Source organism: Apilactobacillus intestinapis (assembly GCF_049166695.1).
Classification (GTDB): domain Bacteria; phylum Bacillota; class Bacilli; order Lactobacillales; family Lactobacillaceae; genus Apilactobacillus; species Apilactobacillus kunkeei_C.
On record NZ_JBMHFD010000002.1, the window covers coordinates 82667 to 97668 of the forward strand.

At 41.6% G+C, this 15002-nt stretch carries 1 protein-coding gene; it reads left to right on the forward strand.

Features of this window, described 5'->3' with window-relative positions; genetic code table 11:
- Positions 1-44 precede the first annotated feature (44 nt).
- On the forward strand, positions 45-14816 hold the full coding sequence (locus tag ACOMA7_RS02555) for a DUF5776 domain-containing protein (RefSeq protein WP_421391754.1): 14772 nt from the start codon (positions 45-47) through the stop codon (positions 14814-14816).
- Positions 14817-15002: the final 186 nt, after the last annotated feature.

A 15002-nucleotide genomic window follows, 5' to 3' on the forward strand; every position in this document is an offset into this window, starting at 1 on the left:
GGTCCAATATTTTTCATATAGATTGCATTTTAGGGGATGATATATTGCAATACAATAAGAATAAATTTAATAAAGTAAATGACAAAAAAGTCATGAAAAAAGTTAAGAAACAATGGGTCGTTGTATCCGTTGCTACCTTAGCTCTATTTGGTGCATCCGCCTATGGCATGACATCTACTTCATCAGTAGTTGCCCACGCTGACGGAACAACCACAGGTTCAAGTGAAACAACCACACAACAAGGTAGTTCACAAAACTCTGGTGCATCTGATGATACAGCAGCACTAAAGTCTGCAGCTGCATCTCAAGGTAGCTCAGATGGAACTGCCGGAGCAACTAAATCAGCATTATCATCCTACCAAGATGATTATAATGCTACATACAGTGCTGCTTCCACTGCAGCAAGTACTGCAGCTTCAAGTGCAGGTTCAAGCGATTTTGCTGCTAATAAATCAAAAGCCACATATGCAAACCACCAAGATGCATATAATACTGGTTATGATGCAGCATCATCAACTGCTCAATCACAACAAGCAGCTGCTATTCAACGTGGACACGATGATTTCGCAGCTGGTAATTCACAAGCAACATTATCATCAAACAATGATCTATATTCATCTGCTTACACAGCTGCTTCAAGTGCATCGGCCAAAGGTCACAATGACTTTTCAGCAGGTAGCTCACATGCAACTAGTCTAGGTTCAGACCAAGATGTCTATGATACAGCTTTTAATGCTGCATCAAACGCTGCATTCCAAGGTCTTAATGACTTTGTTACTGGCAGCTCACAAGCATCAAACTATGGAACTGACCAAGACGTTTATGATACAGCTTTTGAAACAGCTTCAAGTGCTGCTAGTCAAGGTGCTCATGATTTTAATACAACAGGCTCCCAAGCATCCAATGTTGCAGATCAAAGCCTTTACAATTCAGCATTTAGTTCGGCTAGACAAACATCTATCAACAATAGTGTTGCTGCATCTGCAAACGCTACAAGTGCAGGTATTGATGATTATGTTGAAGGTCACACAGTAAACTCAAGCGTAGGCTCTGTTAACCAATCTACATATAACACTGCTTATAGTATGGCAAGTAGTGGGTTTAATGACACCTTAAACGGTAGTAGTGCAGCTGGTTCAAATGCGAACGATTCAAATTACCAAAAGGGTGTAAGCTATGCTAGCGGTAGTTATGCTGCTGCCATGTCTGCAGCCATTAGCGATGCTGTATACGGTACTAACACTCAACAATCATATGCGACTGATGCTGTACAATCTGCATTCTATAGTGCAGCTTATGCAGGTGCCGAATCTGCTTTAGCTCAATATAACAATAAGGTAGGTACCCAAGGTACAGGATCACAAGCTTATGTTTACTACAAGAACACTGCTAATAGTGTTTATTCAACTAGCTATGCACCTGGTTCAGCCAGTGGAGCTAACGTAACTTCTGGATATGTAAATGCTTCAAATGTTTCATACAATGCATCTTATGCTGCAACATATACTGGTCAATACAGTGATGCTCCACAAGGTACAGTTGGTGGAGCTGATGATCCTAAGACTGCCCATGATACAGCTATTAGTTATGAAAATGATATTAGTAACCTATATGACAATACAACCAATACAGGTCTAAACGGTTCTACATCAGGTGTAACTGTTGCTTCCCAAAAGGATATTAAAGACAATAGTTCATTATTAGGTGCTCTATCTGTTGTTTATCGTTATGGAATTAACAATGCCTTGATTCAACAAGGTATTAAGGATGCCGAAACTGGTAAGTGGCAAGGTATTACGGGTGCTAACGGACAAACTGGAAGCATCTATACTCCAAGCTCAAATTCAGATAACCTTTATGATCAAGCTTACTTAGGTGCCCAAGCAGCTATTAATACTCAATTCAAAGGTGATAGCTACGTTGGAGTTACCCAACTATCCACAAGCAACAAGAATAGCAAAGCATACAATGTTGGATACAATGATGTATACAGCAAGGACCAACAAGGTGTTTACTATGTAAACACTGGTACTCAATTGAACACACTGTTAACCGGTGGCTCAACTAGTTCAGGAGGAACAGTAAACTCTAGAATTGATATGAATCATAAAAATATCATTAATATTATTAATGATATTAGTTTAGTAAGTAACAGCTCCAGTAATGGTGGGAACAACACTGAATATAATAATTTTGAAAACCTAACAATTGATGGAAATAACCATATTGCCGATTGGAGTAATCAAAATTATAACTTCAATACTGGCGATGGAAATCAATCAGTTCATTTACAAAACTTCAAGACAATTTACGGAGCTAACTACTTCGGTCCAGTTGGGTTTACTAGTAACGGTAATGTTTACTTCAAAAACTTTAATTATATCGGGGCCCAATTACTTAGTGCCATTAATAACCAAGTATTTATGGACGGAAATGTTAACGTTTCTCAACGTGATGATTTCTATACCTCACCATGGAAAACAAATACCATTGAAGCTGGTCCAGGTAACCAACTAAATCTATATATTAAGAACTTGGTACTTAATAAAGGTGCCCACTACTTTGGTACTTCAGGAGCACATTCTGGAACAACTGTTGTATACGTTTCAGGTGGTAACGTTACTCTTTCAGAAAACTCTGGTATGACGGTTATTAATAGAGGTACTGGTGGAGATTCAGGTAATGGTTACGGTGTTGAAATTAATGGTGGTTCTTTAAATGTTAATAAAAATGCCAATCTAAACATTATGCAAGATAACACAACTGCAGGAGCTTCTGATGGTGGTATTTATGTTTATGGTAATAGTTCTAATTCTAATGCCGTTACAATAGATGGCGGTCGAATCAACGTTGAAACAGCCAATTACTCAAATACCGGATATAACCAATTAGTTTACGTATACCAAGGTAAAGTTTTAGTTACTAACGGTGGTGTATTACAAGCTAAAGCCACAAACATTGGTAACAATGTTCCAGGAAACGGTTTAATTTACATTGGATCGGCTGGTCAAATTAACGTTGCTAATAGAGGTAACCTTATTGTATCTACTCCCGATGGTAGTGGAAATAGCGCATTCCCATTAATTTATGGTAATTTGACAGTTAATGATTCTGGTGATAGTCACGTTATCTTAGACAAAGGATCAACATCTTCAAAAGCTGTATTTGTTAACTCATCTGGTAGTATCAATTCTTACACTGGTAAGGTTAATGGAACAATTTATTACAACTACTCAATGACTTCAAGTGGATATTCTGGAAGTGAAACTGTCAATGCTTTGAATAAAGACATGCAAAGTATCAGTAATAAGAACTATTCAGCACTAACTTCAACTCCACAAGTTTTGGAAATCCAAAGTATTCCATCTGTATACTTCTCAAGTCCTTTAACAACAACTATTAATAGTGATAGTACTGTAACTGTTACCGGATACGCAAAGGTTTCAGGATATCAAAGTGCAATTAATAGTGGTGGAACTGATGCAGCTTACGCTAAAAATAAAGTATATATCCAATATGCAACTGGAAATACAACTGGAACTATATACGATTCCCTTGGTAATGCTTCAACTGGTCCAGATGATTACCATAATCTAACACCTATTAGTACTAGCGTGTCATCAGCTAACAAGAATGATTCAAGTATTCCAACCACAGGAACTATTTCAAATCTTGATAAAGCTGATACTAATGCTTATAACGATGACGCAGATCCTTCATCTTCAATTATTCCAATCAAGTTCACAGTGCCACTAAGTAACGTTAAAACTGTTGGTGTATACCTTAGATATGGTGTAAATGGTGTCTACATGACTGCTTTACCAAGCAATAATCCGTCAGGTGGAAGTACCTATGCATCTAACATTGAAGGATATCAATTGAACAATGGTAAGTTAGTAACTGCTCCTGGTGCAAATGTTTCTATTGCGTCAGGTAATGGACAAGATGCTGAAAATGGTTATCAAAAAGCTCTAACTGACTTTAGAAACGGTCAAAATAATCCTGATCCTACACAATACGGTAGAAATACTGATTATACTAACGCATATGATAGTGTAATGGCAGGTGCTGGTGCATTGACTCCAGATTTCTTGAGACAATTAGGAGTAACTGATCCAACAGCTGCACCAAGTTTTGATTCTATTAAGAATAACCCTGAATTACTAAGCAAGATTCAAGCATTACCATCTTATCAAAGTGCTAAAAATCCAACAGCATATCTACAAGCAATGGGACAAGCTTATCAGGATTACCTTGCTAATCAAGATGCAGTAAATGCTATTAATAAAGCTGATGGGGATACCCCATCAAGTGTAAATAGCGGAAAAAATGATGCGTTATACAAGAGCAACTTTAGTAATGCTTACCAAAATTCACAAAATGCCATTAATGATGCTGTTGCAGGTAACAGAAGTAATAGACCAAAGGACACTGATCCAACAGGACAAGCTGTGTATGATAAAGTTCAACAACAATATCAAGTTGGTAAAGCCGAAATGGATGCTGTTGCTAAGGGAGTTCCTAGTGCCCCAGATAACACTGATCCAACTGCTTTCAGTGCAGCACAAACAGCATATGGACAAATTGTGAAAGATATTAGAAGTGGTAAGACTACTCCGGCAACAGATTTCTCACAAGCTCCATACAATAGTATGACACCATTACAACAAGCGCTATACAAGCAAGGATTCGCCAATGCATATGCTAAATATCAAACTGGTCAACAAGCTGCGTTGAATGGAAAGGGAATTCTATCAGATCCTCAACAACTTGCTGGATACAATGATACAAAAGATGGTTTTAATGGAAAACCATCTTCATCTGATCCAACAACAGAACAAAATTCACCAGCATACCAAGCTGGTAAAGCTGCCAAGACTGATGAAACAATTGGTGCTAATTCAGCCAAAACAGGTCAAAGCCTACCAGCTTCTCCATCACAAGCTGAAATTGATGGTTACAACGGGACAAAAGACGCTTATGCAGTTGCTACTGGAAAGAAGCAATTAAGTACAGATCAACTAAAACAACAATCATTGGCATATCAAGCAGCTTACAATGATGCTATCGGAAATGCTAACCAAGTTGTAAGCAATGCGCTATCTGATTACAAGAATGGCAATAAAAATGCTCCTCAAGGTACTGGAGTAGATAATCAAGCATATACTCAAGTTCAAAATGCTGCTGCTGCCGGTGCTTCTGATGCTAACCAACCAAATAGCCCAGCAGCACCTGATTCAAGTCAATCAGATGCATATAAGGAAGGTTACAACATTGCTAAGGGTTCTGCTGATGCCCTAAATGGTGCTCAAAAGAGTTCTAATAACAATGATCCTGAATATAGGGATGCATTCGACAATGCAACTGATGGTTTTAAAGGATCAAACAACACTTCTCCTGAAAGCCAAACAGCTGCATACAAAGCTGGTCAGAAAGCTAAGGATGACTCAAAAATCGGTGCTGATTTAGCAACCAGTGGTCAAAGACTACCAGCTTCTCCATCACAAGCTGAAAAAGAGGGTTATCAAGCCGCTAAGGATGCTTATGATGTTGCAACTGGTAAGAAGGCTGCTCCTGACCTAACTAATAAGTCATTAGCTTACCAAGATGCATACAATAAGACTCTTGCAGCTGCTACTCCAGTAGTAAGTAAAGCACTTGGGTATTACACAGATGGTGTAAAAACTAATCCATATGATGCAAATAGTGCTGAAGGAAAGCTTTACCAAGCTGTCAAAGACGATGCTGCTGCTGGTGAACAAGATGCTAACAATCCAAATAGTCCAGCAGCACCTGACGCAACCCAATCAACAGCATACAAGGCTGGTTACGACATTGCTAAGGGTTCAGCGGATGCTTTAAATGGTGCTCAAAAGAGTTCTAATAACAATGATCCTGAATATAGGGATGCATTCGACAATGCAACTGATGGATTTAACGGTGACAACAACACTTCTCCTGAAAACCAAACAGCTGCATACAAAGCTGGTCAACAAGCTAAGTCTGATGAAACAACTGGTGCTAATCTAGCAACCACTGGTCAAAGCCTACCAAATAACCCAGCTCCGTCACAAGCTAAAACTGAGGGTTTCAATGCAACCAAAGATGCTTTAGATGCAGCAACTGGTAAGCAAACAAAATTAACAGAAGATCAACTAAAACAAAAATCATTAGCTTATCAAGACGCATACAATAAGGCACTTGCACTTGCAGGTCTAGCCGCAACTAATGCGCTTGCTGATTACAAGTCTGGTTCACAAGCAAATCGACCACAAGGTAACGGTTTAGATAGACAAGCTTATGATAATGTGCAAAGCGATGCTGCTGCTGGGGCTAGTGATGCTAATAACGCAAACAGCGCAGACACACCAGCTTCTGACAAGACACCTGCTTACAAGACTGGTTACGACATTGCCAAGGGTGTAAATGACGCTGAAAATGGTAAATCAAAAGATAATTCGGCTAACAAGGATCAAGAATACACTGATGCTTACAAGAACTTTAACGAGGGAAAAGCTCAAGGTGAAAGTGCTAAGTTAACTGATCCTGATCCTGCTAACGCTGATCCAGCAACCAAAGCTGGTTTTGAATACGGTCAAGGAATCGCCGCTCTTAAGAATGCCCAGAATCCAGCAACTGCAAACGCTCCTCAAGGTTTAACTGCCAAACAACAAGAGGGTTATGATCAAGCTAAATCTGGTTACGAGTTAGCATTGAGTGGCCAACAAGCTCCAATTTCTCCAGCCGCTGCTGTTGAAGGATACAACTATGCAAAAGCATTAACTGATGGTGCTAGTGCATCTACCAGACCAACACAAGCTACTGGTAAAGATGATTTAGCCACAGAACAAAACGCATATGATGACGTTCAAGCTGCTGTTGCTCAAGCTAAGACTGATGCACGTACTTCTAATCCAACTCCTAATGACGGTAACGCCCATAACAAGGATGTATACGACAAGGCATACAATGCTGCTCTTAAGGCATACCAAAATAGTGATCCAAGAGCTACAGCTTCCTCTAAAGGTATCAATAATGATGTTATCGGTGCTGCCGCATTCAACGCTGCCAAAGCAGATGGATTAAAACTTCAAGGTGCTAATTTATTTACAAATGGTAGTGCAAATAATCAAAGTGATCCAACAATTACTGATGGTTACAACGAGGCTAAACAAGGTTATGCAAATGCATTACATGGTAAGGATTCTCAACCAAACGCTTCAGATGCATATGCCTTAGGTTATAACGCCGCAAGTAATGATAAATCTGGTTTCCAAAGTGCTGAAAACGGTACCCCTGACAACTCAGAAGCTGCCAAGGGTGCTGCTGCAGCGATTGATGCTGTTAAGGCTGCTAAGGATAATGTTGATTCATTATCTGAAATTAACGATTCAAGCAAGCCTGCTGCATACAACAACGCATACAACGCTGCGTTAGAAGATGCTAAGCAAGCTGCTAGACAAGGTATTGCTTCACAATTAGATCCTAACAGCTCTGATGGTCAAGCTGCAGCTCCAACATCCGCAGCTTTAGCCGAAGTTTACAATGATGCTGCAAGTGATGCTCAAAAGGGCTACGCTGAAGGATTAACTGGTAAATCAGTATCAAATGGTAATAACACTAGCGAAAGTAATGGTTTCCAAAAGGGATCTGGAGATGCTGCTGCATACGAAGCTGCTGTTCAAGATTATGCAAATGCTAATGGTGATGTGAATGCTGCGAAGTCTGCTCATCCTGAAAAGGCAAATGATTCAGTATATCAAGAAACATTGAAGGCTTTGGATGAAGGAGCTAAAGGTAATACTGATTCTAATGATAAATCACCTGTATACGCAGTTGCTAACTCACAAGCACTAGCTAAGAAAGCTGCAATGGACGCAATCAAGGCTGCAAATACTTCTGCTAATGGTACTGTACCTTCAAGAATTAATAGCATTAATGACGTTCCTGCTGGTGTATCAGACAAGCAATCATACATGAATGCTTACAATGATGCTATCAAGGGTTATAACGCTGGTAAGTATGATAATCCTAGTGTTACAGCAGATAACTCAGATCCAGCTGACCAACAAGCATTTAAAGATGCTAAGGCTGCCGGTGAAGCTGCACGTGGTGCTGATGCCCTATTAGATGGTTCTACAACCGCTAAAGATGTGGATGGAACAAATGCTAATCCATCATACATCGCTGGTGTGGATGAAGCTTCATCCGGTTACGCAGATGGATTAAATGGAACCAAAACTGCTCCTGAAGATGTTCAAGCAACTCCAGCTTATCAAAAGGCATACGCTCAAGGACAAGCTGACCAAGCTGGTGTTAGTGCAGCTAAGGAAACTCAAAATCCAGATGCTAACACTGCACCCGATACTTTACCTAGCAACGCTGCTAAGGATGCTTACTTGGGTTATGCTAACGCTATTGCCGCAGTTAAGAACGCCCATGGTAATCCAAGTGCCATTCAAACTCCAGCAAATTACAGTCAACAATCTTCAGATTACAAGGCTGCTTACCAAAAGGCTCTACAAGATGCTGTAGATGCTAACAAGGCTGGTCAAGATTCAGTTGCTAACCCAAGTTCAGCTGCTGCTCGTCCAAGTGACACAGCTCAAGCTGCCGTATACGATGCTGCTAGAGCCGATGCAAGCAAGGGTTATGCAGAAGGATTAACTGGCAAATCAGTTTCAGATCCTAATAACGGTAACGAAAAAGCTGGTCAACAAGCTGGTGCTAACGACAAGGCTAAGTACGAAGCCGCTGTTAATGATTATGCAAATGCTAATGGTAATGTAGATGCTGCGAAGGCTGCTGATTCTGCAAACGCAAGTGACCCAGTATATCAAGAAACATTGAAGGCTTTGGATGAAGGAGCTAAAGGTAATACTGATTCTACTGATAAATCACCTGTATACGCAGTTGCTAACTCACAAGCATTAGCTAAGAAGGCTGCAATGGATGCTATCAATGATGCCAACAAGGCTGCCAACAAGGCTGCTAATGGCAATGACCCACAACCAATTACTAGTGACAATGATTCAAGACTTGCAGATACTCCTGCATCTGATAAGGAATCATACAAGAATGCATTTAACGATGCTATCAAGGGTTACAACGCTGGTAAGGCTGACGATTCAAGTGTTACACCAACTAACTCAGACCCAGCCGACCAACAAGCATTTAACGATGCTAAGGCTGCCGGTGAAGCTGCTCGTGGTGCAAACGATGCATTGAATGGTAAAAAGGCAAACGATGATGTTGCTGCTGATCTAAACAGCCCTGACGCAGCTAAGAAGGCCTACGCTCAAGGTGTTACTCAAGCTAACAACGGTTACGCACAAGGTCTAAATGACGCAACTCCAATGAGTAGTGACGATTTAGCTAAGCAAACTCCTGCTTACCAAAAGGCATACGCTCAAGGACAAGCTGACAAAGCCGGTGTTGATGCTGCTAAGTCACAATCAACTCCAGATGTTAACAACGTGCCAGATAACATCAAGAACAACCAACCAGCTACTGAAGCTTACAAGGGTTACGCTGATGCAATTGCTGCAGTTAAAGCTAAGAGCGGAAATGCTGCTCAAACTGACCGTCCAACTGACTTTAACTCACAATCTCCAGATTACAAGGCTGCCTACCAAAAGGCATTAGAAGATGCGATTGCTGCTAACAAGGCTGGTCAAAATGCTGTTGCAACTCCAGGTAAAAACGATACAAAACCAACTGATCCTGCTTTAGCTGCTGTATACAATGCTGCTAAGCATGACACTAACAAGGGTATGGCTGAAGTATTAAGTGGTAAGCAAGGTAGTTCTAACCCTAATAACGCAAACGAACAAGCTGGTATTCAAGCTGGTACTCCACTACAAGCTGCATACCAAGCGGCTGCTAGGGACTTCGCTGCTGGAAATACTGACCCAACCCATATCGACCAAATAGCTCAAACATTTGGTGATACTGCACAAGCTTACAAGGATGCATTAGCTGGTATGATGGATGGTTCACAAACACCTGCTTCAGACCAAAATGATCCTAAGAGTTCTTCACCAATTTATGCACTCGCTAAGCAACAAGCACAAAACGTTCAAAACGCTGTTGCTGCTGTTAAAGGTAGTCAAAATGTTGCTTCCGGTCAATCTGACAAGGATGCTGACCTAGCAAGCGCAAATGGATACAACAACCCTGACAACAAGTCAGATATGGACGACGCATACATTGCTGCAGCTAACGCTTACAGCGATGCAATCAACCATACTAATGGTGACGAACCAACTGATCAAAGCGGATTCAGTCCTGCTGATCAAGTGGCTTATGCTCAAGCTTACAAGGCTGCTAAGGATGACGCTGCTAAGGGACTAACTGACTTTGGTAATGGTACCAAGGCTCAGCAACCAGCTAACCCAGCTGATAAGGCTGCATACGACAAGGCTCAAAGCGATGCTCTTGCTGGTTTGAATGCCGGACTAGCAAACCAAGTTGATGCTACTAAGCAAGCTAACAACCCTGCATACAAGCAAGGTATTGACGATGCTGCCGCAATCCAAAAGGCTGCTCAAGATGCTGTAAATGGTACTCCAGATGCTGGTAAGGAAAGCTTAACTTCAGATGCTCAAAAGACTGCTTACGACGCCATCAAGCCTGCTGCTGAAGCTGGTCAAGCTGAATACTCAGCTAACCCAGATAAGTACGCTGGTAAGACTGGTGACGACTTGAAGAACGCCGCTAACCAAGCTGCTCAAGCTAAGTATCCAAACGATTCATTGAAGCAAGCTGCATTTGCTCAAGCAATTGAAGCTGCTGGTGATGCTTTCGGTAAGGGTGCTGGTGCATTTGGTAACAACGAACAACAACCAGCTGGTATTGCTGCTGCTGGTTACCAAGCTGCTCAACAAGCTTATGACAAAGCAACTAACGGTGAACCTAAGCCTGACAAGGTCAACGGTCATTACCCAACTCCAGAAGGTGTTACTCCTTCTGATCAATACGATAATACATTTGATGCTGCTTACAACAAGTACAAGACTGCTGCTGATAAGGCTGCTCAAGATACTGCCGCAAACGGTGGTACTGCTGCAACTGCTGCAAACTCAAATGATTACAATGCTGCAACACCTAAGGAAAAGGCTGCATACGACGATGCTGCTACTAAGGCTGCTCAAGGTATTGCAGATGCTAAGTTAAATGACCCAACCAAGGATGCCCAATACGGTACTACCAAGGATGGCAAGTTTGTTCCTAAAGATGACACTGCGGCTCAAGCATACGCCGGTGCTAAGGCTGGTTACGCTGACGGTAAGACTGGATCAACTAATGAACCAACAAATGTAAGTCCAGCATTTAAGGCTGCTTACGACAAGGCTAATGCAGATGCTAAGGCCGCTGCACAAGCTGGTGTTGAAGACTTTGCTAAGGGATTATCAGCTAGTCAACCAACAGAAGATGCTCAAGCTGCTATTGATGCACACGACAATGGTTATAGTAAAGCTGCTTCTGGTTACGACGATGCGATGAGTAATCCATCAGGTGACTTCTCAAGTGATTCTGATGCAAGTTACCAAAAGGGTGTTGAAATGGCTAAGGTGGCTGTGGCTGCTCGTGACAACATCTTAAACAACGGTAACGATGCTCAACCTACTCCAGGTGAAAGCTCAACTGACGCTGATGTATCCGGTGCTGCTCAAGCTGCTGCCGCTGCCGCTAAGGCTGCATTAGCTGACGGTAAGAATGGTTTAGACAAGGTTACAAATGCAGGTCAAGTACCTGATGCATTTAAGCCATACGCTCAAATCTATGCTGATGCATATGCAACTGTTGAAAACGCCGCTGCCAAGGCAGCTCAAGATGGTGCCAAGGCATTCGTTTCCGACGGTAAAGAAGGTAACCACGTTACTGACCCTAACAACAAATCAGTAGATGCCGTTGCTAACCAAGAAGGATACATTGATGCGCGTTTAGGTTACCAAGATGCTCAAGAAAACCCAGATGCAGTAGGTCAAAATCCAAATACAGGTTCTGTAAATGGTGATGAAGCTGCTAAAGGTGCTGCTGCAGCATTTAACGATGTTGCTGGTAAGGACAATGCTAAGCCAGGAGATCATGCAACTTCTGACAACAACCCAGTATACGAAGCTGCTTACCAAAAGGCATTAGCTCAAGGTAAGAACAACGCTTCTGATGGTGCTGAAGCATTGTTTGGTGACGATAACCCAACAAACTCAACTGCTAGCGCATCAACATTGGCTAAGCCAAACGCAACTACTGCTTCAGACAAGGCATTCAACAAGGGTCTAGAAAATGCTAAGGACGCTCTATCAGACGCCCAAGCAGATAATCCTTCTAAGGATGCACAATACAGTGGCGACAATGCCGACACAGATGCTGGTAACGTATACCACGCAACTCAAGATGCATACAATGCTGTATTGAATGGTCAACAACCATTGACTGCTAGTGAACTAGCTGCTAAGAATCCTGTATACGCCGCAGCATACAAGAACGCATTATCACGTGCTCAAACTGCATCAACTAATGGTGCTACTGACACTAACGATAACGGTTCATCATATGCTCCAAATAGTCTTGCTCAAGCTGTTTACGAAAAGGCAAGAAATGGCGCAAACAACGCTTACAAAGATGCTCTTCAAAACAAAGATCCAGAACTAAAGGATCACAATGGTATTGATAAGAGTTCAGTTGCTTACCAAGCAACTCAAAACGCTATCAATGACTACTTGAAGAACAATGGTAATGCTAAGGAAGACCCAACCGCTGCAGGTATGGATCCAGCTAATGCTCAAGCTTACAAGGCATACTATGAAAAGGCCAAAGCTGCTGTTAGTCAAGCCGCAATTGATGGTGTTAATGCTTACCTAGGTGGTAAGGCAGTCAACGACGTTCCATCTGTTGAAGGTGACAACGCAGGACTAGGTGAAGTTGCTAAGGAAGCTGCACAACGTGCTGAAAAGGGTCACGAAGACGCAGTTAACAACGGTGGCCGTGTCAGCGATGATAACCAATCAATCGCTAAGGATCCATCTTACCTAACTGGTTTGAAGGGTGCTCAAGATGCTGCTAAGGGTGTTGAAGAAGCTAAGGCTGACGCAACTAACCAACCTTCTGCCGCTGCTCCTCAAGCTGAAAAGGATGGATTCAACGGTACTGTTGATGGATACAACAAGGCTGCTACTGATGGAAGCATCAAGCCTGAAGATATCGATGCATACATCGCTAATAACCTAGGCAATAAGTCAATCGCTTACCGTGACGCCTTCAAGAAAGCTTACCTAGATGGTCTAAAGGTTGCTAAGACTGGTGCAGATGCTGCAAACGCAAACGAACCAGACGCAACTAAGGGCCAAAACGGTGCTGCTCAAAAGGCGCAATCACAAGCTTACAACGATGCAACTAATGCATTCCTAGACAAGCTACATGGTGTAGACGACAAGGACGCAACTTCAAACACTCCAGCTGCTGTTGCTGGACGTCAAAGAGCTAGCCAATACGTACTAGCACTACAAGATATTGCTGATGGTCATCCAAACACTGGTAGCACAGATCCTGATTACCAAAAGGGACTAGCTACTGCTGAAGCTGCTGTTTCTCAAGCTGTTGCTGATGCAAAGGCTAACAAGCAATTACCAGCTGACCTAAGTCAAATCCCAGTTCCAAACGGTGTAGACCCAATTGCTTACCGTGATGCTTATGCTGGAATCCTAAGTGGTTTCTACAATGGTTACAACAGTAAGTCAACTCAAGCTGGTACAAATGATGCTTACTACAACATTGCATTTGGTATCGGATTTGCTAAGGGTAAGGCAAGTATCCCAACAGATACTTCTGCTCCGCTAGACTTCTGGAAGAACGATAAGGCACCTAAGTTTACCGATCCTGCAGTTGCTAAGGCATACAAAGAACAATATGCTCAAGCTAAGGCCGGTTTCTACGATGCTCTTAAGAAGAGAGGCTCTAAGTCAAACAACGAATACTACAAGGAAAGTTACAAGACAGCTATGGATGGATTAGCTGGAATGAGACTTGCCGCTAAGGGTGATACTAAGGCCAACCGCGACATTCTTAAGACTAAGGATGCTGCATTCATAAGTGGTTACAATGGTTACCTAAAGGGTATCGAAGCTGCTAAGAGAACTCTTAAGAAGAACAAGAAGCTTTCTGCTAAGGATCTTCTAAACAAGGACAAGCTATACAGCTATACCTTCAAGGAAGGTTTGAAGCACGAAATCAAGATTCAAAGATCACACGGTAAGAAGGCCGGAATTAACAAGGCGCTAGAACGTCATGCAATTCCTAAGGACATTTACACTCATCATTCTGCAACTTATGCTCGTACTTTCGTTGCGACATACAAGAAGGAAATGAAGAGACATATGCCAAGATACATCTACAATGTAGGGACTATCTTCACTCATAACCGTGTTAAATTCACTAACCACACTCGAATCAGAGAATATGCTTACTCAGCAAGATACAATTCAACTGTATTTAGAGTTGTTGGTGTGAAGTACTACAAGAACCGTATCCCAAGATATCGTTTGAGTAACGGTGATGTGGTAACCGCAAGTCAACAAGTACAAAGCGCTTACTACAAGAAACAATACAAGGAGTACCGTGTAATCAAGCCTACTGGAACATTGATCCATACAGGCAAGACATTCAGTGAACGTAATTCAGTAAGAAGATTGTACCGTGGAGAAGTATTCCACGTACGTAAAGTGGTTAAATTCCATGGAATTACTCGTCTATACGTTGGCAAGAATGAATACATTACTTCTAACAAGACTTATGTCAAAGCAGTTATTAAATAATTGCTAACAAAAAAGAAGCCACTGGTTAATTCCAGTGGCTCTTTTTTTGTATACATATATAAACTTGATTAAAATAATTAAGAAATATTTAAGAATATGATTATTAGGCCTTTTTTATGAACATAAGAGTAGAATAGTGTTAAATTAAGATTAGGATAATTGTACACCTTGTATAGGTACATAAAA